At 41.6% G+C, this 22,975-nt stretch carries 19 protein-coding genes; 11 read left to right on the top strand and 8 right to left on the bottom strand.

Annotation, left to right across the window (positions count from 1 at the left end; genetic code table 11):
- Positions 1 to 81: 81 nt before the first annotated feature.
- The 10 genes from torC (at position 82) to AC21OH_RS09680 (ending at position 10,610) form a co-directional block, all read left to right on the top strand.
- Entirely contained in the window at positions 82 to 1,317 is a 1,236-nt protein-coding gene (gene torC / locus AC21OH_RS09725; RefSeq protein WP_487369994.1) for a pentaheme c-type cytochrome TorC, read from the top strand.
- Between the two features lie 32 nt (positions 1,318 to 1,349).
- The gene (gene torA / locus AC21OH_RS09720) at positions 1,350 to 3,863 is read left to right on the top strand and encodes a trimethylamine-N-oxide reductase TorA (RefSeq protein ID WP_486535979.1); all 2,514 of its coding nucleotides are present in this window, start codon (positions 1,350 to 1,352) and stop codon (positions 3,861 to 3,863) included.
- 171 nt (positions 3,864 to 4,034) lie between these two features.
- Positions 4,035 to 4,769, top strand: coding sequence for a molecular chaperone TorD (gene torD, locus AC21OH_RS09715; protein WP_487369992.1), 735 nt, complete (start codon positions 4,035 to 4,037; stop codon positions 4,767 to 4,769).
- A 78-nt stretch (positions 4,770 to 4,847) separates the two neighbouring features.
- Complete coding sequence (locus tag AC21OH_RS09710) at positions 4,848 to 6,137, top strand: molybdopterin molybdotransferase MoeA (RefSeq protein ID WP_487369991.1); 1,290 nt, start codon at positions 4,848 to 4,850, stop codon at positions 6,135 to 6,137.
- 336 nt (positions 6,138 to 6,473) lie between these two features.
- Positions 6,474 to 7,715: a GTP 3',8-cyclase MoaA gene (moaA, locus tag AC21OH_RS09705; protein ID WP_487369990.1), complete on the top strand. Its 1,242-nt coding sequence runs from the start codon at positions 6,474 to 6,476 to the stop codon at positions 7,713 to 7,715.
- A 139-nt stretch (positions 7,716 to 7,854) separates the two neighbouring features.
- The gene (gene moaB / locus AC21OH_RS09700) at positions 7,855 to 8,382 is read left to right on the top strand and encodes a molybdenum cofactor biosynthesis protein B (RefSeq protein ID WP_486535983.1); all 528 of its coding nucleotides are present in this window, start codon (positions 7,855 to 7,857) and stop codon (positions 8,380 to 8,382) included.
- Entirely contained in the window at positions 8,375 to 9,202 is an 828-nt protein-coding gene (gene mobA / locus AC21OH_RS09695) for a molybdenum cofactor guanylyltransferase (protein WP_487369989.1), read from the top strand. Before moaB ends, mobA begins: the two co-directional genes overlap by 8 nt.
- Positions 9,203 to 9,279: 77 nt before the next feature.
- Complete coding sequence (gene moaC, locus AC21OH_RS09690; protein ID WP_487369988.1) at positions 9,280 to 9,777, top strand: cyclic pyranopterin monophosphate synthase MoaC; 498 nt, start codon at positions 9,280 to 9,282, stop codon at positions 9,775 to 9,777.
- 24 nt (positions 9,778 to 9,801) lie between these two features.
- Positions 9,802 to 10,044 (top strand): molybdopterin converting factor subunit 1, encoded by a 243-nt coding sequence (moaD, locus tag AC21OH_RS09685; protein WP_486535986.1) that lies wholly within the window; start codon positions 9,802 to 9,804, stop codon positions 10,042 to 10,044.
- A gap of 32 nt (positions 10,045 to 10,076) precedes the next feature.
- A complete protein-coding gene (locus AC21OH_RS09680) occupies positions 10,077 to 10,610 on the top strand; it encodes a molybdenum cofactor biosynthesis protein MoaE (protein WP_487369987.1) in 534 nt (177 codons plus the stop codon).
- A gap of 112 nt (positions 10,611 to 10,722) precedes the next feature.
- Here the strand turns inward: AC21OH_RS09680 and modB are convergent, their stop codons facing one another.
- The 3 genes from modB to AC21OH_RS09665 form a co-directional block, all read right to left on the bottom strand.
- Positions 10,723 to 11,451, bottom strand: a complete 729-nt coding sequence (gene modB, locus AC21OH_RS09675; RefSeq protein ID WP_487369986.1) for a molybdate ABC transporter permease subunit — start codon at positions 11,449 to 11,451, stop codon at positions 10,723 to 10,725.
- Between the two features lie 221 nt (positions 11,452 to 11,672).
- Entirely contained in the window at positions 11,673 to 12,599 is a 927-nt protein-coding gene (modA, locus tag AC21OH_RS09670) for a molybdate ABC transporter substrate-binding protein (RefSeq protein WP_487369985.1), read from the bottom strand.
- 218 nt (positions 12,600 to 12,817) lie between these two features.
- Positions 12,818 to 14,014, bottom strand: a complete 1,197-nt coding sequence (locus tag AC21OH_RS09665) for an amino acid aminotransferase (protein WP_487369984.1) — start codon at positions 14,012 to 14,014, stop codon at positions 12,818 to 12,820.
- 329 nt (positions 14,015 to 14,343) lie between these two features.
- Here AC21OH_RS09665 and nhaC point away from each other — a divergent pair, with 329 nt between their 5' ends.
- Positions 14,344 to 15,741 (top strand): Na+/H+ antiporter NhaC, encoded by a 1,398-nt coding sequence (gene nhaC, locus AC21OH_RS09660; protein WP_487369982.1) that lies wholly within the window; start codon positions 14,344 to 14,346, stop codon positions 15,739 to 15,741.
- A 165-nt stretch (positions 15,742 to 15,906) separates the two neighbouring features.
- Here nhaC and AC21OH_RS09655 read toward each other — a convergent pair whose 3' ends face one another.
- From AC21OH_RS09655 to AC21OH_RS09635, 5 genes are all read right to left on the bottom strand, one after another.
- Positions 15,907 to 18,138 carry an ATP-dependent helicase gene (locus AC21OH_RS09655; RefSeq protein WP_487369981.1) on the bottom strand — a complete coding sequence of 744 codons (2,232 nt, stop codon included), beginning with the start codon at positions 18,136 to 18,138 and terminating at the stop codon, positions 15,907 to 15,909.
- Positions 18,139 to 18,478: 340 nt separating this feature from the next.
- Positions 18,479 to 19,342, bottom strand: a complete 864-nt coding sequence (locus tag AC21OH_RS09650) for a bile acid:sodium symporter family protein (RefSeq protein WP_486535993.1) — start codon at positions 19,340 to 19,342, stop codon at positions 18,479 to 18,481.
- 307 nt (positions 19,343 to 19,649) lie between these two features.
- The gene (locus AC21OH_RS09645; RefSeq protein WP_487369980.1) at positions 19,650 to 19,793 is read right to left on the bottom strand and encodes an alpha/beta fold hydrolase; all 144 of its coding nucleotides are present in this window, start codon (positions 19,791 to 19,793) and stop codon (positions 19,650 to 19,652) included.
- A 208-nt stretch (positions 19,794 to 20,001) separates the two neighbouring features.
- Positions 20,002 to 21,117, bottom strand: coding sequence for a bifunctional 3,4-dihydroxy-2-butanone-4-phosphate synthase/GTP cyclohydrolase II (gene ribBA / locus AC21OH_RS09640; protein ID WP_487369979.1), 1,116 nt, complete (start codon positions 21,115 to 21,117; stop codon positions 20,002 to 20,004).
- A 403-nt stretch (positions 21,118 to 21,520) separates the two neighbouring features.
- A complete protein-coding gene (locus tag AC21OH_RS09635; protein WP_487369978.1) occupies positions 21,521 to 22,855 on the bottom strand; it encodes a replication-associated recombination protein A in 1,335 nt (444 codons plus the stop codon).
- Positions 22,856 to 22,975 lie beyond the last annotated feature (120 nt).

The following is a 22,975-nucleotide window of genomic DNA, read 5'->3' as shown; positions in this document are numbered from 1 at the left end:
TTTTAAAATTAGGTATCTCTCACTAATATGCTAATTTAATTTCTCTACCTAGATATGATTTGAATATGGCAAGGAATTATTATGAACGCAATTAAACGCTTTTTTGGCTGGCTGCGTCGGCTCTTATTTCAACCTTCCGCCAAAATTGGGCTAGGTCTGCTAATCACTATTGGTTTTGCAGGTGGGGTATGGTTCTGGGCTGGCTTTAATGCTGGATTAGAAGCGACAAATACTGAAGAATTCTGCTTGTCTTGTCATACGATGGAAGACAATATGTTGCCAGAATTACAAAAAACCGTGCACTGGCAGAACCGTACTGGGGTTCGTGCAGAGTGTCAAGATTGTCATGTACCTCATGACTTTACCGATAAAATTGCGCGTAAAATGCAAGCGTCTCGAGAAGTATTGGGCGAGATCGTGGGTAGCATTGATACCCGTGAGAAGTTTTTGGAGCATCGTGGTGTACTTGCACAGCGCGAATGGGCGCGGTTTAAGGCCAATAATTCCAAAGAGTGTCGTAATTGCCATGACTACGACAGTATGGACTTTAGCGCTATGCGTGTGACATCGCAAATGATTATGCGCAGTGCAGCAGAGCGTAATGCCAGTTGTGTGGATTGCCACAAAGGTATTGCTCATGAATTGCCAGTTCTAGAAGGTATGCATAATCCAGCTTTTGACTCATTAGTGTCAGAAGCTTCGGGTACTAAAATTAATGTTGGTGAAACATATTACAACATTGTACCTCAGCCCCTATATTTAGACTCTGAAAAATCAAAACAAGCCGGAACAATTGAAGTGGCTGCACCTGCTAAAGTTATTGCTCATGAAAATGGCATGACTCAGATTGAGCTTGATATGTGGCGCAAAAATAAAGGCTATGGCCGTGTTTGGTATACGCACTTTGGTTTAAATATTGTAGATGCCATTATTGACAAAGAGTTATCTCGTGATGAGTCTTTAATTACGGTTAAGGAATCTAAAGAAGATCCATTAACAGGTCTAGAATGGCAAAAAGTTAGTGGTCAGTTCTGGGTAGAAGACGGCTTAATGATGGACAGTCTAGAGCCTGCTTGGGATATTGCGGGTCAAACCTATGCTGATAATTGTAGTGTATGTCACCGTCAGCCAGATCCTGCGGGTCATGATGCGAACCAATGGCCAGGTTTATGGGCTGGTATGGTTGGATTCACTAATCTTGATGATGATACTGGCGCATTGGTATTGAAGTACTTACAGCTTAATTCATCAGACTTTTCACGTAGTAATCATGCACCAGGTTCGCCTGAGAATGCGGTACAGACTGCACGCCCATAAGGCACCAATACGTTTAGGATAAAGAGGTTATTATGAAAAATATGAATCGTAGGGGCTTTTTGAAATCGTTGGCAGCTCTATCGGGTACAGCCATGCTACCGATGCCGCTACTGGCTGATGATAGTATTTTGACTAATGCTACTGGCGAAAAGGCGCAAGATTGGAGCGGCTGGAAGATGTCAGGGGCTCATTGGGGCGCCTTTCGCGCCAAAGTTGAGGCGGATACTTTAATTGAAATCAAACCTTTTGAGTTTGATCAATATCCTACAAAAATACTAGATGGTGTACCCGGCATTATTTATAGCCCCTCTCGTGTTCGTTATCCAATGATTCGCGTAGATTGGTATCGAAACCGTGAAAACAGTGACCGCACTCAGCGAGGAGACAATCGCTTTGTTCGCGTAAGCTGGGATGAGGCGCTGGATATTCTTTATGAAGAGCTTGAGCGCATTCAAAAAAACTATGGCCCATGGGCACTGCATACTGCGAACGTCGGTTGGCGCTCGGTAGGTAACATCCATAGCTGTGGTAACCATATGCTTCGTGCTATAGCCATGCATGGCAAGAGTGTCGGAACGGCTGGTGACTACTCGACTGGTGCAGGACAGATGATTCTGCCTTATATATTGGGTTCTACTGAGGTTTATTCTCAAGGCACATCGTGGCCATTGATTTTAGAGAATTCAGACTTAATAATATTCTGGGCAAATGACCCCATTAAGAACCTGCAAGTAGGCTGGAATACTGAAACTCATGAAGCTTACGAATATTATGAGATACTGCGCGATAAAGTTAAGAATAACGAGATAGAAGTTATTTGTCTTGATCCTGTTAAAAGTAAAACGCAAAACTACCTTGAGTGTGACCATCAGTATGTCAATCCAATGACTGATGTGCCTCTCATGTTAGGTATCGCTCATACGTTATATACCGAGAACCTTTACGATAAAGAGTTTATCGATATGTATGCGCTCGGTCTCGATGAGTTTACTCCATATCTTATGGGAGAGACCGAAGATAAGGTTGAGAAAACGCCTGAATGGGCGGCTAAGATATGTGGCGTAGATGCCGATACCATCCGTAATCTAGCTCGTAAGATGGCAAAGAGTCGTACTCAGCTTTGCTTTGGTTGGGCAATTCAACGTCAGCAACATGGCGAACAGCCCTATTGGATGGGCGCTATTATAGCAGCAATGCTAGGTCAAATTGGTCTGCCTGGCGGTGGTATCAGTTACTCGCATCATTATAGCTCTGTAGGTGTGTCCGCATCTGGTGCCTCTATGCCTGGCGCATTCCCACTTAACTTAGATACTGGTCGTAAAGCTAAATATAGCAATGGTGATTTTGAAGGATACAGCTCTGTTATTCCGGTTGCTCGGATGGTGGACTGCTTGCTAGAGCCGGGTAAAAAGATTAATTTCAATGGTCATGAAGTCACGTTACCGCCACTGAAGATGGGTATATTTACGGGTAGTAACCAGTGGCATCGACATCAAGACCGCAACCGTATGAAAAAAGCATACCGCAATATGGAAACGGTTGTTTCTGTAGATTACAACTGGACCGCGACGTGTCGATTTGCTGACATCGTCCTGCCAGCATGTACACCATATGAGCGTAATGATTTAGACGCCTATGGATCGTATAGTAATCGTGGTGTGATAGCGATGCACAAACTGGTGGATCCGCTATATCGCTCAAAGTCTGATTTTGATATTTGGTATGAGTTCACCAAGCGTATGGGCCGTTCGACTGAGTATAGCCGTGCGATGAATGAAATGCAGTGGATTGAGGAGATCTATGAAAACTGCCGCGCTGAAAATCTCAAGAAAGATTTCTTCATGCCACCATTTGAAGAGTTCTGGGAAAAAGGATATGTTCTGTTCCCTGAGGGCGAGAACTGGGTACGCCATGCTGATTTCCGTGAAGATCCAGAAGTGAATGCTTTAGGAACCCCTTCAGGATTTATCGAAATTAGTAGCCGAAAGATTGCAAGCTATGACTATGATGATTGTAAAGGGCATCCTATATGGATGGAAAAAGCGGAGCGCTCACATGGTGGTCCAGGATCAGATAAATACCCATTATGGTTACAGTCTGTTCACCCAGATACGCGACTGCATTCACAGACTTGTGAATCTGAAGAGCGACGTGCGACTTATACGGTACAGGATCGTGAACCTTGTTATATTGGTCCTGAAGATGCCAAAAAACGTGGTATCAGCGATGGTGATTTGGTACGCGTTTATAATGATCGCGGCCAATTATTGGCGGGTGCGGTTGTCTCTGATAACTTCCCACCTGGTATTATCCGTATTCAAGAAGGCGCGTGGTATGGTCCTACTGGTCCAGAGATTGGGGCCATAGATACGTATGGTGACCCCAATACCTTAACGTTAGATATAGGCACCTCTATGTTAGCGCAAGGCCCTAGTGCCAATACTTGCTTGGTAGAGATCGAGAAGTTCAAAGGTGAAGCGCCTGCCGTAACTTCGTTTGGTGGTCCAATTTATGTCAATCCAGACGGTACTCGAGTCAAAATCTAGTCATATTCGTATCGGTGTCTAATTTGGCTACATGATACAAGTACAAGTTGGGGGCTTTGCTTATTATAATGAGCAGAGCCCTTTGATTTGGCGACTTATGAATTAATAATACTCGGCAAAATACTAAGTTAAATCCATATTTTTAAATACTATCTATGCATTAGGAATACAATGATTGATAATCAACAATGGCAGGCAGCAAATCTGGCTCGTGCTGCTTTATATCGCTGGTTTGCAGATGTTTTTGCAAGTGAATTTACTAAACAAAACTTATCGGATCTAAAAGAACAATACCCAAGTCTGCATGTAGCTTTTGTGAATTTAGGTTTAGACTCCCAAAGTAGTAGACTACAGAAAGCTTTAAATGATTTAAAAGTCATTCCTAAAGATGAGCAAGCTTTAGAAGTTGCGGCAGACTTTGCCCATATTTTTTTATTAAGTGGCATTGAGAGCGCGCCGCCTTACGCCTCATATTATCTTGAAAGCGATCAAATGCTATACGGCAAACCCGCACAGCAGATGGGTGAGTTTTTAAAGCATCAAAAGCTGGCTTTGCATCCTGAATTTAAAGAACCAAAAGATCATATCAGTATATATTTACAAGTAATGGCATTATGGATTCAAAACGATCATAAAGATACGGTAGATACCGACAGTAGTACGGTGTCTAGTAATGAGGTATCTAGTAATGAGGTATCTAGTAACGTGGTATCTAATCACGCGGTATCTAATAAGGCAAGCGATCAGAAAGGTTTCTTGCAAGATGCGTTACTAACTTGGCTGCCAATGTTTAATAGGCGTTGTCAAATCATACGTGTCAAAACGGATGTGTATCCTGCATTAACAGAGTTACTCCTACATTTTGTTGAAGCTGATGCACAAGCATTAACAGACATCGACCTTTAATAAGGTTTAAGTTTAGTTATATAGCCATATTTATATAGTCATCAATACATAACAACCCATTTTTAAAAGAGCTATCTTATGATTACTGTTGAAGAGTTAAAAGCCGCCATCAGCGAGCGAATTACAGCTTACAATAAGGATGACTCGCCCTTTAATCAGCGCGGTACTGAAAGTCGTGATTTATTAAACAGCATTAATCATATTCTCGCTACGGATATCGATTCTCCGTTTGACATACCACGTCAAAATATTTCGGCGATGGACGGTTATGCCATTGCCACTGGCAGTGACCTTGTAGACGGTACGACCATCAATATAGTGGGTGAGTCTCAAGCCGGATCACCATTTACCGGCTCGCTTACTGCCGGTCAAGGAGTACGTATTTTTACCGGTGCGGTAGTGCCTACGGCATGTGATACGGTAGTGATGCAGGAAAACACCAACTTTGCTGATATCAAAGACAGCATTGATAAATCACAAAGCTATCCTATTACCCTGACCAAAACCGCCAAAGCTGATAGTAATATTCGCAAACAAGGCGAAGAGATTGAGTCTGGCGAAACGGTGTTGCAGGCAGCCAAGCGTTTGACACCAGCAGATATCAGCTTATTGGCTAACCTAGGACTGGATAAGGTTGAGGTTTATAAACCCTTAGTGGTCGGTATTTTAGCCACAGGTGATGAGTTGGTAAAAGTAGGACAGCCGCTTGAAACGCTGGCGCAGATTTATAACTCAAATACGCCTACCTTAAAGAGCATGCTTGCTGATTTGCCAGTACAGATCCATGATTATGGCATTATCCCTGATCATTTGGAGATGACCAAACAAGCTGTACTTAGCGCCATGCAGGAGTGTGATGTATTGATTTCTACCGCAGGGGTATCTGTGGGCGATTACGACTTTTTGACCACAGTGATTGAAGAGCTGGGCCAAATTAATCACTATAAAGTGGCTATGAAGCCTGGTAAACCCTTTGTGTTTGGTGAGCTTACTCAAGACTTAGAGGTGCCTGTACTGTATTTCGGGTTACCTGGTAATCCCTTGTCCTCCGTGGTAGGTAGTTTACAATTTATTATCCCTGCACTCTGGCACTTATCCGGGGCCAAAGAGTCTCAAGTACCTTTATCAATAACATTAAATGCAACGTTAACCAATGATGTTAGAAAATCAGCAGGTCGTGCTGACTTCCAGCGTGGCTATTTTAGTCAAAATGAAGTAGGTGAATATGAAGTCAGTACTGCAGGCAAGCAAGATTCGCATCGTATTAAGCAACTAAGTCTGGCCAATTGTTTGATCGTATTGGCTAAAGAATCAGGCAGCTTGAGTGCAGGTGAAAAGGTAACTATTCTACCGTTCCCTTGGAGTTAAGGTTACTAAGTTAGTTTAATAACTTATAGCAACTGGATATTATTTGTTTACGCTATCTGAGAGATGAAGCCAGAAACTTAATAATTAATATCCAGTATTTCTTAGATAAAACAAGACTAGTAAGAGCTTGTCTACTCAATACTACTAAAGGAGTATACTGTATAGTAGTGTCGCTCCTTTAGGGCAAGTATCTATTATTTTTTAACCTGCTATAATATCCTTTACCATATAAAGAACGTTACGAAAAACATTACAAAATCACCTTATTGGAAATTAAACCCACAACCTGAGGCAACGCTTAGAGCACATTAACTTATAATGACTACGGTACCTATTATGACCCCTCTTACTTCCAACCTAGGGAAAGCTAGGCTGTATACTCCTTCCCCCAATTCAGCTATATTTGATGGTCATGACCGAACGTCATCTGTTAATTCTGCCTTCGATAAGATCAGCCTTTACCCTCTATCAAAATCCTTTGCTATTGCTGCGATGCCAGATCTATTGACTCCAGATTTTTTAGCTCCGGATCTTTTCGCTAAAGGCACGGTCAAACCCCCATCTTCTATCACTACCTCATCGCAGCCTGCTGATACCGATGCAGGGTTATTAACCGATGGATTTGCACGTCGTCTCACTTATTTGCGTTTATCCATTACCGACTTTTGTAATTTTCGCTGTGGCTATTGTTTGCCCAATGGCTATCAAGGCAAGCGTCCTGATAATGAGCTGACCTTGTCTGAGATTGATGTGCTTACCAAAGCGTTTGCTGCAGTCGGCACAAAAAAGGTTCGACTCACCGGCGGTGAACCTTCTATCCGTAAAGATGTGACCGATATTATCCGTCTGGTTAAGGGCACACCTGGGATAGAAACGGTGGCCATGACCAGTAACGGTTATAAGTTAGGCAAGCATATTGCTAACTGGCATCAAGCCGGGTTAGATCAGATTAATATCAGTGTCGATAGCTTTGATCCAGCTACCTTTAAGCAGATGACTGGCTTTGATATGCTGCCGCAGTTGTTAGAGGATATGGATACCTTGCTACAGACCACCGATATCAAGCTTAAGCTAAATGGTATCTTGATGGAAAACACCGCTTACGATAGCCTAATGTCTGCATTAGACTATGTCAAAACGCGTCCAGTTACTTACCGTTTTATCGAATTTATGCAAACCAGCGATAACAGTGATTTATTTTTTGCTGAGCATGCACAGTCGGCTTTAATCACTGAGTATTTATTAAATAATGGCTGGCAACCTCATCAGCGCGCGCAAAATGATGGTCCAGCTATTGAGTATAGTCATCCTGATTATGTGGGCAGAATTGGTATGATTGCCCCTTATGCCGCTCATTTTTGTGACAGCTGTAATCGCTTACGAGTGAGTAGCTTGGGTAAGGTTCATCTGTGTCTGTTCGATCAAGGTAATTATGATATCCGTGATTATCTGCAAAACCAAGATGTGGATGGTCTAATTCAACAACTACACCAGTTTATGCCAATCAAGCCTGAGCATCATCATCTCGCTGAGTCAAATAGCGGCATTATGAATAATTTATCCATGATAGGTGGCTAAAGGCTAACCATTAAAAGCCGAGAATTAGAGGCTAAAAACTAAATCCTAACAATTGAAACCTAAGAACGAATACTAAGCTTTATCCCACAAAAAACTGCTATTAATTTATATTAATTTTAACTGCTAGTAAGGCGATACCATGTCAAAAGAAAAAATATTTACTGCTCTAAATGTGGCCGTTTTAACCGTATCTGATAGCCGTACCTTAGCAGAAGATACGTCAGGTCAATATCTTGCTGACTCGCTACAAGAAGCGGGTCATAATCTTGCTGATCGCCAGCTAATTACCGATGATATTTATAAAATTCGTGCTGTGATTAGTGGTTGGATAGCTGATCCTGAGGTTCATGCCGTGATTACGACGGGTGGCACCGGTTTTTATATTCGTGACAGTATGCCAGAAGCGGTTAGCATATTATTTGATAAGCAGGTCGATGGCTTCGGTGAGATGTTCCGGTTGATCTCTAAAGATGAAATTGGGATGTCAACCTTACAGTCTCGCGCCATTGCAGGTATGGCTAATAATACGGTGATTTTCTGCTTACCAGGCTCATCAGGTGCATGTCGAACGGGTTGGACCCAGATCATCAAAGAGCAGTTAGACAGCCGTACTGGCCCTTGTAATTTTGTTCCGCATTTAATGCGTGTGAATCCTGGCCATGACTGATAGTCCAAAAAATACTAATAATCTAGAAGTGGCTAACGAACAGTCAGAAAGTTTATTGGTGGACAGTTTGGAAGTGGACAGTTGCATAATAGGCAGCTTGGTAATAGACAGCTTAGCTGGGGTAGTGGTGTTAGCAGGGGGGTTGTCGACTCGAATGGGGTCTCCTAAAGCACTATTGACGCTACCTTCAGGAGAAACCCTACTGGATTATCATGTGCGCTGTGCTTCCAAGCTTGGAAAGCCGGTGTTGATTGCTGATAATGAGCAAGGGTTTCAGCCAAATATTGACAGTAGTATTGAGATTGAGCTTGAGAATGAGATTGAGCTTATTCATATTGATGACTATCAACCGCAAAGCAGCAATCCACATGCCAAGCTTAAACACTCAGCGGGTCCTTTAGGGGCTATATTGTCGGCCATGCAGCACTTGCTACCCTCAGCGTCAGCTTCTCAGTGGTTAATCGTTGTCAGCTGTGACAGCTTGGTTAGTGCTATTGATATCCATAATACTCGACACCAGCTAAATGAAAAAAACAATCTAGAACAAAAAAACAATTTAGAACAAAATAAACATCTAGAACATAGCTATCATAGCTATCCAGTGTATTGCTTAAAAGACGATGAGCGACTGTATCCCCTATTGGGCGAGTATCAGCTAACTGTGGCTGAAAAGCTTAAAAGCTATTTGGACGCAGGCGAGCGTAGGGTGATGAATTTTATTACCCCGCTATGTCAGCCCGTGGTTATGCCTAAAGCGTGGTATCCACTATCTAATTTAAATACGCCGGAGCAGTTTAAACTGGCTTGTCAAAAGCTATAGAAAAAAAACCTGCCTTCATATTAAGCAATCGGTCTTATTAGAATTGGTAATATTAATAAATTGGGTCAAAACGCACTATGTCAAAAACAAAATCAACTTCAAAGCTGTCACACTTAGACGCCGATGGCGATATTCATATGGTGGATGTGGGTCATAAAACAGTGACGACTCGAGAAGCTGAGGCACAAGGGTTTGTGGTGTTCCCAAAGGATATCTATGCTGAGATTAAAGCGGCAGATGGCATGACCAAAAAGGGCAGCATTACCCAAACGGCACATATTGCTGGGATTATGGCGGCTAAGCGCACCCATGATCTAATTCCTTTGTGCCATCCGCTGCCTTTAGATAAAGTGGGGTTAAGCTTTAGTTATGAAGATGATCTTAATGCGATTAAAGTAACGGCAAAGGTGCGGGTTACTCACAAAACTGGGGTCGAAATGGAGGCATTAACCGCTGTCAGTGTCGCTTGTTTGACCCTTTATGACATGACTAAAGCGTTGTCACATGACATCTTGATTGATGATATCGGATTAGTGACTAAGACGGGTGGTAAGTCCGATTATAAGAAGGCTTAGACTATTAAAGAGGTTGAATACATTATGAATATAACGATTTTGTTTTTTGCAAGCCTAGCCGAAAAAGCACAACAAGGTCAGCAGCAGTTAAGTTTGGATAGCAAATTAAGCTTACCTGAGCTTTATGCACAGTTAAAGCAAGACCATGGCTTTACCCTTGAGCCTAGCAAGGTACGAGTGGCGATTAATGATGAGTTTGCCAGTTGGGAGGATACGATTGAAGATGGAGATACCATTGCCTTTATTCCTCCTGTGGCCGGTGGCTAAGTTTTTATTTAAATAAAATTTTGGAGTCTTACATGGACAGTCAAAGGGCTTTAGACAGTCAATCGGTTATAGATAATGCCAAACAACCGCATCAGCAGGCAAGTCGGATTTCGCATAGTATTGAGCAAGCGTATCAGCTAGCACAGACTCAAGGGTTTGCGCTACTTGATGAAGCGATTGATGACCGGCGGCTTAAAGCTTTTTTACAAGATGAGCAGTGTGGTGCATTGGCGACGTTTGAAGGCTGGGTACGCAACCATAATAATGCAGCGCCGGTGACCAGCCTCACTTATTACGGCTACGAAAAACTGGCGATAAACCAAGGTAAGTTAATTATAGAAGAAGCCAAACGTTTATTTGATATTGAAAATGCAGTCGCTATTCACCGCATAGGCGCATTAGATATTGGTGATATGGCAGTCTGGGTGGGTGTCTCTTCTAAGCATCGTTATCCTGCTTTTGACGCATGCCGTTGGATTTTAGATACCATCAAGGATGATATTCCGGTCTGGAAGCAAGAATATTATGAAGATGCGTCTTCTAAGTGGCTTAGTAATAATGGCTAGTCTTAAAAGTAAAATCTAAGTCTGTATAGGCTGGGCACTTAGCCCCGCTAAATAAAGCACAGCTTTTATTTATACAAAGTCAGGTCTAAATAAGTCTATTCATTTGGAGCTTCTAAGTATTGGTAGCTTTATTATTACTCTTACCATGCACTCGATTATTAACACTAGCAATTAATCCTACCAGTACTATCCCTAAAGCTATCAATAATAACGACATGGTGTGTGCCATGTCATAGTTTAAAGCTTCTACCTGCTCATAGATAGCAATAGATATCACTTTAGTCTCACCTGCAATACTACCGCCTATCATCAATACCACTCCAAACTCCCCAATGGTATGCGCAAAACTAATCAAGCTACCCAATATAATCCCTGTTTTCGCTTGCGGCAACGCAACTGCGGTAAAGCGGCGTAGGGGACTTGGCTCAAGTAATAAAGCCATGTCACTGACACTTTTTGGAATGCGTAAAAACTGGGCATAAACGGGCTGCACATAAAAAGGCAGGGAGTAAACAATAGAGCCTATGACCAACCCTTCAAAAGTAAATGCTAAAGTATTGAGGTTATGAGCAACGAGCCATCTTCCTATCACAGAGTTTGGGCTTAGTAATAAAAGCAGGTAAAAACCCAATACGGTAGGCGGCAGTACCAGCGGCATGGCTATGATGCCCATAAACATAATTTTGATACGGTCTAGTAATTTACTTGAGGAAGGCTTGGCTAGCCAATAGGCTATCGGAGTCGCAAAAACCATCAAGCACAGCGTGGTAATACCCGCAAGCTTAAGACTAAGCCATAGTGGTAGCAACATATCCGATAGGTGGGGAGAAAGCAGCGACATAAGCCTATTATACGGTTTTAACTCAGCTTTAGGAGAGGGATTAAGGTTTACATTTTGCTATTTCTCAGTTTGCTGTAGCCTATTTAACCTATTTAACCTATGTAGCCTATGTAACCTATGTAACCTGTTTAACCTATTTAACCTATTTAACCTATTTAACCTGTTTAACCTGTTTAACCTGTTTAACCTGTTTAGCCTATTTAACCTGTTCAGATTGGTACTCATTTATTCAGCTCGCTCACTGGTAAATAGCCTGCTTCTGAAAGTATTTTTTGTGCCGGTTGAGATATTAAATAATCACTAAAATCAGTGGCTAGAGGATGCTCACTGACGACGATACCATCTTGTAGGATAGCAGTATAGCTTCTAGGCATCAAAATAACATAGTTATTAGGGTTAACCTTAGCACTAATTAACTGTGACAAGGCCACAAAGCCATAATCGGTACTTCCGGTATGTGTATATTGAAATGCTTGCCCAATGTTTTCAGCTTGAATTAACAATTTACTGTTAACAAGTTTGTCGTAAACCCCTTGCTGTTGTAAAAAAGCTTTTGCTGATGCACCATAAGGTGCCAGGTCTGGGTTAGCGAGGGTGATTTTTAACGCAGTTTTACCTTTGCCAGGCGCAGAACTAAATAGCTGCTGTAGGCTGGTTTGGTTTAAAGTGTTAGTTGAGTTTAAATCATGGGTGCTACTGTAGAGTGCCAACTGACCTCGGGCATAGGTAAAGGGCTCAAGGTTGGTATTGTTTACCGCTGCTTGCTGCTGAGCATATTTAGAAGCAAATTCCTGATCAGCTGATAAAAACAAATCATACGGGGCACCAGAGTTAATCTGAGCAAATAGCTTACCAGAAGAGGCATAGGTAACTTCGATCTTTACCGCAGTAGCAATTGTAGCTTGCTTAGCAGTGCTTTGATAGCTTTTAATGACAGTCGGTAACACCCCTGCGAGATTAGCAGCTGCGGCAATACGCATGACGTCAGTGGCGTCTGCATTGCTATTAGTCATTGCCATATTGGATTCACTCGTATTGTCTGAGCGTGAACAACTGGTAAGTAGCAGTAACAATGATGAGAAAATTAATAAAAACAATAAGAGCAACAATAACGGCAGACTTGAGAGAGATTTTGAATATTGAGTCATAGGTTACCTATATGAGTGTAATTATAAAGCAGCTAGCTAAAATAATAGGCTTAATCGAAGAGTTAAAGGAATAGGCCAAATTTAAACGAGACTCTATTTTGACTCATATGGTGGGATTTTGGAATACTCAAAAACTAACCACAAAAAAGCTGAGCATTCGCTCAGCTTTTAAGTTAAAACCCTTCTTTAATCTAAATTAGCTTTAATCTAAATCAGCTTTAGTCTTTAAGCACTTCCGCCATGGCATTGGCCACATAATCAACGTTATTGGTATTAAGACCCGCCACACACATACGCGAGTTGGATACCATATAAATACCGAACTCAGTTTTTAAGCGCTCGACTTGTTCAGGCGTAAGACCAGTAAAGCTAAACATACCATTTTGGGTGGTCAGATAATCAAAGTTACGACCCGGTACTTTAGCTTCAAGCACTGACTTAAGCTTTAAGCGCATGGCTTTAATGCGGTCACGCATACCATAGACTTCACCTACCCACTGCTCATGTAGCTTAGCATCGTTCATCACGATATCAACCACTCGGCCACCATGAGAAGGCGGGCTAGAGTAAATACGGCGTACGGTGAATTTTAGTTGACCAAAGACGCGATCAGCTTCTTCTTCAGTCGGACAAACTACCGATAACCCACCAACACGCTCACCATATAAAGATAAGTTTTTGGAGAAAGAATTACTGACAAATAAGGTCAGATCCATGTCTACCGCTTTACGAATAGCGTAAGCATCGCTGTCCATGTCTTCACCAAAGCCTTGATAAGCGATGTCCATGAAGGGTATCAGTTCACGCTCTTTAATCACTTCAAGCACCTGATCCCACTGCTGATGTGTTAAGTCCACCCCAGTTGGGTTATGGCAGCAAGGGTGCAGTAGGACCACATCATTTTTATTCAATGAGTTAAAGCACTCAAGCAGCTCGTCAAACTTCACGCTACCGGTTGCTTTATCATAGTATGGGTATTTACCAACTTCTACACCGCTGCCCTCAAAGATAGCAATGTGGTTGCCCCATGTGGGGTCGCTGACGTAGCATTTGGCTTCAGGGAACCATTTGTTGATAAACTCAGCACCTACTTTCAAAGCGCCTGAACCGCCAATGGTAGCTATTGTTGCTACACGATTTTCGGTCAATACTTCTGCGTCTTTACCGAATAGCAAGTCTTGGCAACCTTTACGGTGTCCAGGCAGTCCTTCCATAGGAAGATAAGGGCGCGGTGCTACTGAATCAGCCATACGCTTTTCAGCAGTTTTCACACAGTCAAGTACTGGCAATTTGCCATCTTCATCATAATAAACGCCAACACCAAGGTTTACCTTGTTTGGGTTGTTGTCATTCGCATATTGGACCATAAGTCCTAAAATTGGATCGCCGGCATAATATTCGACACGTTCAAACATGTTTTATCCTTATAAATTGTAGGTCTCACTGCTTAAAGAATAAACTAGATTGGCTGTTAACTCAATGTAAGATTCATGTGTTGTTACAGGTTTGTCGTTAGTCGTGTAATCTGCGAAAATAAGCGCAACAAAAATCTTAACAACGTCATATTAATAAGCGCTTATAGTGCGCTACTTTTCATAGCGTAGCGTATGATGATAAAGTTTAGCGTATGATGAAGCAAAATCTTCATATGAGTCCGTATTGCATGCAAAATATCTTAAAAAGATTAAAAACTTTGCAGGTATGAAGACTCGACAAAAACGCCAACGATTCAACTGGATAAGGTATGCTTTCTACTCAAACAGTGTCACCGCAAGTTAGTCCACAAGCCGCTTTTATGATTGCAGTGACGATTATTTTGATTATGGGTGTCACCATGATCGGCTTTGGCTGGGTGCCGCACTTATCACTTATTTTAGCCATTTGTGTGTTAATGCTGATTGGTATCAGTAAAAAAGTTAGTTTCAATGAGATGCAAGCAAAAATGGCCGAAGGTGTTGTGAGCGGCATCGGTGCTATTTATCTATTTTTCTTTATTGGACTAATGATTGCAGCTTTAATGATGTCGGGTGCGATTCCTACCTTGATGTATTATGGCTTTGAGCTGATATCTCCTAAGTTTTATTATATTTCAGCTTTTATTCTTACCTCAATTATTGGGGTGGCGCTCGGTAGTAGCTTGACCACGGTTGCAACATTAGGTGTGGCTTTTATTGGTATGAGTCACGCGTTCGATGCCAATGTTGCCATTGCTGCTGGCGCCGTCGTATCTGGCGCTTTTTTTGGCGATAAAATGTCTCCCTTATCTGATACGGGTACCATCGCTTCCTCTGTAGTCGGTATCGATTTATTTGAGCATATCCGTAATATGATGTATACCACCGCGCCGGCATGGGTAATAACGGTGCTACTTTTTTGGATACTGTCGGGCGATACCCGTACTGCAGATCTAAGCGAGGTTACGTCACTTCAATCGCAATTGATTGATAGTGGTTTGATTCAGGGTTATGCTTTATTGCCGTTTGCGGTACTTATCATACTGGCGCTATTACGTATTAATGCAATTTATACTATTATTTGCACTATAGTGGTGGCGTTATTCATCACTTATGTGCACAGTCCATTAGGTATCGAACAATTAGGCAGTTATCTATTTGCAGGCTATGCACCAGCAACTACGCTAAAGCTTGGTGAGGTAGGTGATATGTTGTCACGTGGCGGGGTTCAAAGTATGTTCTTTACCCAAACTATAGTTATTCTTGCTTTAAGTTTGGGCGGGTTATTAAAAGCATTGGGCGTTCTACCTGCTCTAATCTCCGGCATTCGTGACAAGATGGTCACCGCAGGACAAGCTATTTTTGCAGCCGCTATGACGGCATTAAGCATTAATGTTTTAATTGGCGAGCAGTATTTGAGTATTTTATTATCGGGTACGTCATTTAAGACCACATTTGAGCGGCTCAATTTGCATCCTAAAAACCTATCACGCACCATTGAAGATGCGGGTACGGTAATTAATCCATTGGTACCTTGGAGTGTCTGCGGTGTGTTTATCAGTCAAGCTTTGGACGTACCTGTCTTAGACTATTTACCCTATGCTTTCTTTTGTTATTTATCTTTAGGGCTTACTTTAGTCTTCGGATTTACTGGCATCACGATCAGTAAAGTTGACGCTATAAAATAAATTCTTATTTTATAGCTATAGTCAGCGAACTACTAAACGGTTACGGCGTTAACCTCGCTAAGCCTACATGAGTAGTGCTTGCAATCGGTTGCCTTATAACCATTTTAAACTTCTTAGACTATACATAAATTTATAGTTAGGTATTAAAATCTAAAACCCAATCCGCTACCACCACTCAGGCTCATTGTCTTCAAGCTTTTGACGTAGCTTTGCAGCGGTTCTGCGTTCAACCGTTACAGTGCTACTGGGTACTTCGCTTACAAAACGGGATACCATGTCAAAATAGCCTGAATAGCTTGATATATAATCAGGAGCAGTCAGATAAAGTTTGCTTTTGGCACGACTACACGCCACATAAAATAATTTGCGCTCCTCTTCAAGCGCTTCAAACTCTCCTGATGAGCGATGATGCGGCATCAGCCCATCGACCAAAGCATTAACAAAGACTATCGGCCACTCCAATCCTTTGGCGCTATGAATGGTTGAAATGGTTACCGCATCTTTGTCTTTTTTATCAGGTTCACTGCCTGCTGCCACCGAATCATTGGGAGGATCGAGTGCTAAATTTTCCAGAAAATTATCCAAACTTGAGTGCTCGTCTGCTAAATTTAACAATACCCTAAAGTCTTCGGCACGCTCGCGCCAGTTCTCCTCTAGGGTTTGCAGAACAGGCACATAAAATTCGAGTAACATCTCTAATATGTCACTAACACTTTCTTTATTTTCTGCCTGTAATAACACATGATATAGCTCGGTAAGATGCTCATCTTTTTTGTTTAATTTGGGGTCTAGTAGTGGGTCAAGCTGATTATTATTATCAATAATAGCGCGGGTAAGTTTAATAGCAGTCACATCGCCGACCCCTTTAAATAGCGTTAATATACGGTGCCAAGCGATGGTATCATTAGGGTTATATAATACCTTTACGAGTGCAAGCACATCTTTAATATGACGCTTTTCAATAAACTTGATACCCCCTACAACCACAAATGGAATATTACGTTTCATAAATTCGAGCTGAATATGATTGGATTGAAATGATGTTCGGCCCAATACGGCAAAATCCGTGTAGTCGTAATCAGCCTTAAGCGATAACACCGTATCAGCAATAAATTTTGCTTCTTCGGTTTCGTTACTACGGCGGCAAAAGATAGGCTTTTCACCTTCAAAAGGAGCGTCTGAAAAAAGCTCCTTTTGATACCCTAAGGTGATCTGTTCAGATAAAGCGTTCACAAATTCAAGCACAGCGGGCGAGCTGCGATAGTTTTGTTCTAGTTTGATAAGTTTGGCCTCAGGATAACTATCGCCAAACTTTAGAATGTTATGGTAGTTTGCCCCCCGAAAAGCGTAGATACTTTGATTGTCATCCCCGACAACCATTAGCGATACCTCATCAGGTTCACAGATATAATCGATAAGCTGCTTTTGCGGAATGTTTGTATCTTGATATTCATCGACCATGACGTAACGGTAGGTATCTTGAACAATTTGGCGAAAGCGAGCGTTGGTTTCTAAATGCTCAACCACTTGCGCGATGATATCGTCAAAGTCATACAAGTGATGGGCACGTTTATAGCGATCAAAATCCTTGGCAAGTTTCTCAATAGAGGGAATATGTATGACCAAATCTGGATGATCGTTGGTAATTAGATCGTGCAGCGGTATTTCTCGATTGCGAGAAGCAGACAGAAGTTCTTGAAGCTTTTTTTTACGTGGAAATGCTTGTTTTTGATTTTTACTGCTGTAACCACGCTCTTTACTAATCATATCAATGGCGTCTTCGCTATCGCTGGTATCCAAAATGGTGAATTTCGGGTTGATACCTAACAAGCCTGAATAACGGCGTAAAAGCATATTACAAAAAGAGTGAAATGTTCCGCTAGTGATGCTATTGATATCACGTCTATCCGACAAGCTATCTGATAACAGCATTTTGACACGGGACTTTATTTCGTTAGCAGCTTTGCGGGTAAAGGTCAGCAGTAGGATGTTTTCGGGATTAGCGCCATTTTCTATGAGGTAACTTGTGCGGTAAGTCAGTGTTTTTGTCTTACCAGAACCTGCGCCAGCGATTACCAATACCTTACCTGAGACAGTAGTAGCTGCTAAATACTGATTGGGATTCAGCTCTTTTTGGTAATCAATAATTAATGGGTGACCCAGGCCTGTCTGTACGCCTGATGCGCTATCTTCATTGAGATTTGAATGTTGACTAGATTCTGAGGACTTAAGAGGATGATCGTCATTGCCATTTAGATTCTCAGAGTCAGGTGTGATGAGATGGGATTCAAGCTTATTGATTGAGGCTTTTAACGCTCTTATTTTGGCCTGATCATCTGGATGCATCATTGGGTAAGTATAGTTTTCAGTCTCAAAAAGTGACGAGGTATCAGACATAAAAATTTTAATTCCTAGCGATCATATATAATGGTTTGATATGGCGTGCCTAACTATTTAACATTTATAATATTCATTAGTTTATCACTATAGGAAGTTAGGGCGTATCTTCATTTACAACTTTATAATTTATGGGATAACCAGTTTATAGGTAGAACCAGGGCTATATTTGTTTAAAACGCTATGCTAAAACCAAAAATTAGTCATAGTAAAAACCTAAAAAGACCAGATTCTCCAAAAAGTGAATCTGATCTATTAAGGTGCATTGTTTTTACAGCGTTTTGATTTTACAGCGTATTGTCTTTACAGCACATTGTCTTTATAGCTAATGGTGTGTTACCTAATTAATTTTACGAAATAATAAAATATAAGGTACGGCCATTAAATACATAATCACACTATAAACAGCAGCAGGTAGCGCGAAATCTGGAAGTATCTGAGTGGGTGAGGATGCTATTAGTCCTGATAATGCAAGCGCCATCGTACTGTTTTGAATGCCAACTTCCATGCCGATAGTTTTTGCATCAACCCAAGACAAATTAAACAGCTTAGGTATGCCAATACCAATAACAAAAAGCGCCATCAACATGGTCGCAATCATTACCGTCACCTGTCCTGATTCTTCAATCAAAAGCTCACGATTACTGACAATCGCTAAAATAACCAATATCACAAATAGTACCGAGGCAAGCTTCATAAATGTCGTGCGGTGCTTGTCAGTAAAGGTTGGTTTTTTTTCATTAATATAAATACCAAGACTTGCCGGGAGCGCGGTAATCAAAAACATCTTAATACCCATGCCGAGCAAGCTTATATTACCTGCACTAGAGCCTATAAAATGATTATAAGAAACCGTTGTAAGAATGGGCACGGTTATAATAGAGACCAAACTCATAACAGAGGTTAGAGCGACTGAGAGGGGTAAGTTGCCTTTTACGAGAGTACACAGCATATTACTGGTGACTCCGCCAGGACAGAAGCTTAATAGCATAAAGCCAAACGCTAAGACAGGATCAGGCTTGAGCAAAAGAATGAGTATAAAGGTCACAAGGGGTAAAAGTACCAATTGTGAAATAAACCCAATCATAAAAGGTTTGGGAGCCTTGATGACATATTTAATGTCAGCGACTTTCATCGATAAGCCAAGTGCGAACATGATAAATGCAAGCACAAGGGGCAACAATGCCACCGTAAGTGTGTCCATACTTAAATCCATTTAGGTATGTAAAATGATAAAAACGGATTCAAGTATAGGTAATTGAGATGCTGTAAACAAGTATTAGTTTCATGACGCTTAATCTAAAGCAGTTTATCTTAAACTAATTACTAAAGCTCTATTAATAGGAATTAAATAATGAGTGGCTGGCACGATAAGTCCATTATTAAACGACTATTACTATATATTCATTACTAGGTATAGTGATGGCTAAGTATTAATAAGTGTCATAGTGGAGTGCGCAATAGTCTCTATTTAATTGTTAATAGTTCAGTTTCATACCACATAAAAACAGCTATAACGCCAAAAACTGTCTTAACATTTGAGCAAATATCAAAGCGGCATCTAAAGGAACGGCATGCCCTAAATCTTCAATCTCGACCACTTGGCAATTGGGCAGCTGCTCAGCAATCTTGCGTTGCCAGCTTGGGGCATACAATTTTGATTGACCACCAGTAAGGATAGTGACGGGAATGTTAATAAATAGGTTAGGGGCCAGCGTTAGTTTCTGACTGAGTTTAAAACATATAGCATCTTAAAAGTTATCAAGTTTGTGAGAAGCTTTGTTCTCTCAGAGTTTGAAGCGGTCAGATAACCCAAATTAGAGCCTAAGCAAACAACTAAGCTCTAAAAGCTAATCCTTAAAACTAGGCTTTAGACTCTGGTGAATCGACGCACTCAACAACATTTAAATCAAATCCTGATAAGGCATTGAATTTAAGAGGTGTGGACAACAAGCGCATGTCGCGGACACCCAGATGACGCAGAATTTGAGCGCCCACCCCGATACTACGGTATGGCTGATTGGACAGTATAGAGACAGATTGGTTGTTTTGAGCACGCTCTAGCACTTCTCCTAAATCGACAGGTTGGTTGCTACCAATCCAGACCAAAACACCACGTTCAGACTGGCTAATCTCTTTTAATGAATTTTGTACACTCCAGCCGCTACGCCCAGTTTGATCGCGTTTGGCAGCGAACAAATCACGTAAAGGGTGAAAACCATGCACACGTACGGTGCTAATACCCTCATTTGGGTCGCCTTTAACCAACGCTAGATGCGTTTCGGTAGCGCCATACTCTTTAAATTCATATAAAGTAAACGATCCAAATTCTGTTTCAAAAGGACGTTGTCCTACCTCTTCTACAGTTTGCTCATTTGCAATACGGTAGTTTATTAAATCAGCGATAGTACCTATTTTTAGATTATGTTCGGTAGCAAACTTTTCTAGGTCATCACGGCGTGCCATGGTACCGTCAGAATTTATAATTTCAACGATAACTGCAGCAGGCTCTAAACCTGCCAAACGTGCCAAATCGCATCCCGCTTCGGTATGGCCTGCGCGGTGTAGAACACCGCCAGTTTGTGCCATAATTGGAAAGATATGACCGGGTTGTACGATGTCCTCAGGTTTGGCAGAAGAGGACACAGCTGCCTGAATAGTGCGGGCACGATCCGCAGCAGAGATACCTGTAGTAACGCCTTCTGCCGCTTCAATAGAGACTGTGAAATTCGTACTGAATTTGGCTTCGTTATTGTCGCTCATAAGTGGCAGTTCAAGCCTGCGACAACGCTCTTCTGTTAGCGTTAAACAAACCAAGCCGCGTGCATGGGTAATCATAAAGTTAATATCTTCACTGTTGACATGAGTCGCAGCTAAGATAAGATCACCTTCGTTTTCGCGGTCTTCATCATCCATCAAAATAACCATTTTACCGGCACGAATGTCATTAATAATGTCTTCAATATTACATAATTTCATAATATGCTATCTCTTTTAATGTGGAGTCTTATAGGTATTAGTGTTTAAAACAAAGTGCGATATATCAAAAGTGTTTTAAATATCAAGTATGTTAAATAGATGGTTTTAAATAAGGTGTTTTTTAAAAATTGATTTTAAACAATAAAGCGCTTAATAAATCAGTCTTTTATTTGATTTGTCGTATGTACTTTTATTGCTACGATCATTTAAGCTTAAGAAGTATAAGCATTTAAAGCAGTTAACAACGCTTTAAACGCTCTAAAATACGGTTAAAATTTTGCTGACTATTGTAACCTTAACCACGTTTAACTTCTATAGCCGCGTCCAAACAAAAGTTACAACCAAACAGAAGCCGCAGCCAATTAAACTCATTTGCTACAACTCTTAAAGAAGTATTGAAGGTTTACTTTTTTGTCGCAGACTGATCGTGTAGCCACTGCATAAACTTCAAACTATGCTGCTCACGTTGATTGTCTGCATACTGATAGAACTGTTTGCCCACTAGCGCATCAGGTAGATATTGCTGTGGGTAGAAATGATTGGGGTAATCATGAGGATAGATATAATCTTGACCGTATCCTTGAGATTTCATGAGCCCAGTTACCCCATTGCGTAGATGCAGTGGGACCGCAGACTGATCTTTTTTTGCAAGCTGCATGGCTTTGTTAATAGCCATGTAGGTACTGTTGCTTTTTGCGGAGGTCGCTAAGTACACCACAACTTGACCAAGGATGATACGCGCCTCTGGCATACCAATAGATTTTACAGAGCGCAGCGCCGCATCTGCTAATAATAATGCGTTAGGATTGGCATTACCAATATCTTCGCTGGCTAGTATGACTAAGCGTCTGGCTATAAATTCTGGCGGTTCACCAGACACCAGCATGCGCGCCATCCAATATAGTGCCGCATCAGGATCTGAACCTCGTACCGATTTGATCATGGCTGAGATAATATCGTAATGCTGATCGCCATCTTTATCGTAACGCTGTAATGTGGTTTGGGCCACGCTCGATAACAAAGCATCATCGATAACAATAGGCGACAGGCTGTGGTCAGCTGCTTGAACGGCCATCTCAAGTAAGTTAAGGGATTTTCTCGCATCACCATGTGCAAGCTTAGCTATTTGTGCCCCAGCCGTAAGCTTAATATCGAGAGTGCTTAGTACGCTATCTGTAGTCATAGCTCGATCAAGAAGACGTTGTATCTGTTCGGCATCCAAAGGTTCCAAACGATAAACTTGACAGCGTGATAATAATGCATTATTAACACTAAAAGAGGGGTTCTCCGTAGTGGCACCAATTAAAGTAATGTCACCCGATTCTACAGTGCCAAGTAAAGCGTCCTGCTGCGATTTATTAAACCGATGAATCTCATCAATAAAAACCACAGGCGCAGCAAAATCCAAACCACTTTGACCTGACTTGCCGCCTGCATCTAATACTTCACGCAGCTGTTTTACACCTGTATTTATCGCTGATAAAGGATAAAAGGGTCGACCTACCGCATCTGCCAGCAACATGGCAATAGTCGTCTTACCTATCCCAGCTTCACCATGCATAATTAGGGAAGGCAAATGGCCGTTTTCAACAAAACGGCGTATAGGTGCGCCTTTGGCCAATAGGTGCGTCTGCCCAATGACCTCATCGAGTGATTTGGGTCGTAGGCGCTGCGCTAAAGGAATATCAGTTTGCGGTTGCGAGGTGACATTCGAGGTAGTATTAAGTAGTGTTGACATAAAGAAGATTACAGCCTAAAACATAGTGAATTGCAAGCACAGTGGGTGTAGCGAGTGATAAGATTTGTAATATACAGCATATAACTACTTGCACCTTGACGGTTTAATATTCATGATTAG

This window comes from Psychrobacter sp. CX10, assembly GCF_057621575.2.
This window is presented reverse-complemented; position numbering and strand designations above follow the sequence as displayed.

Excerpts from the sequence above, each read along its gene's own strand:
- torA (WP_486535979.1), top strand. The coding sequence starts at position 1,350 with ATGAAAAATATGAATCGTAGGGGCTTTTTGAAATCGTTGGCAGCTCTA.
- mobA (WP_487369989.1), top strand. The coding sequence starts at position 8,375 with ATGACTGATAGTCCAAAAAATACTAATAATCTAGAAGTGGCTAACGAA.
- modB (WP_487369986.1), bottom strand. The coding sequence starts at position 11,451 with ATGTCGCTGCTTTCTCCCCACCTATCGGATATGTTGCTACCACTATGG.
- moaD (WP_486535986.1), top strand. The coding sequence starts at position 9,802 with ATGAATATAACGATTTTGTTTTTTGCAAGCCTAGCCGAAAAAGCACAA.
- torD (WP_487369992.1), top strand. The coding sequence starts at position 4,035 with ATGATTGATAATCAACAATGGCAGGCAGCAAATCTGGCTCGTGCTGCT.
- moaC (WP_487369988.1), top strand. The coding sequence starts at position 9,280 with ATGTCAAAAACAAAATCAACTTCAAAGCTGTCACACTTAGACGCCGAT.
- AC21OH_RS09680 (WP_487369987.1), top strand. The coding sequence starts at position 10,077 with ATGGACAGTCAAAGGGCTTTAGACAGTCAATCGGTTATAGATAATGCC.
- AC21OH_RS09710 (WP_487369991.1), top strand. The coding sequence starts at position 4,848 with ATGATTACTGTTGAAGAGTTAAAAGCCGCCATCAGCGAGCGAATTACA.
- moaB (WP_486535983.1), top strand. The coding sequence starts at position 7,855 with ATGTCAAAAGAAAAAATATTTACTGCTCTAAATGTGGCCGTTTTAACC.
- AC21OH_RS09650 (WP_486535993.1), bottom strand. The coding sequence starts at position 19,342 with ATGGACACACTTACGGTGGCATTGTTGCCCCTTGTGCTTGCATTTATC.
- torC (WP_487369994.1), top strand. The coding sequence starts at position 82 with ATGAACGCAATTAAACGCTTTTTTGGCTGGCTGCGTCGGCTCTTATTT.
- modA (WP_487369985.1), bottom strand. The coding sequence starts at position 12,599 with ATGACTCAATATTCAAAATCTCTCTCAAGTCTGCCGTTATTGTTGCTC.
- nhaC (WP_487369982.1), top strand. The coding sequence starts at position 14,344 with ATGCTTTCTACTCAAACAGTGTCACCGCAAGTTAGTCCACAAGCCGCT.
- AC21OH_RS09655 (WP_487369981.1), bottom strand. The coding sequence starts at position 18,138 with ATGTCTGATACCTCGTCACTTTTTGAGACTGAAAACTATACTTACCCA.
- AC21OH_RS09635 (WP_487369978.1), bottom strand. The coding sequence starts at position 22,855 with ATGTCAACACTACTTAATACTACCTCGAATGTCACCTCGCAACCGCAA.
- ribBA (WP_487369979.1), bottom strand. The coding sequence starts at position 21,117 with ATGAAATTATGTAATATTGAAGACATTATTAATGACATTCGTGCCGGT.
- moaA (WP_487369990.1), top strand. The coding sequence starts at position 6,474 with ATGACCCCTCTTACTTCCAACCTAGGGAAAGCTAGGCTGTATACTCCT.
- AC21OH_RS09665 (WP_487369984.1), bottom strand. The coding sequence starts at position 14,014 with ATGTTTGAACGTGTCGAATATTATGCCGGCGATCCAATTTTAGGACTT.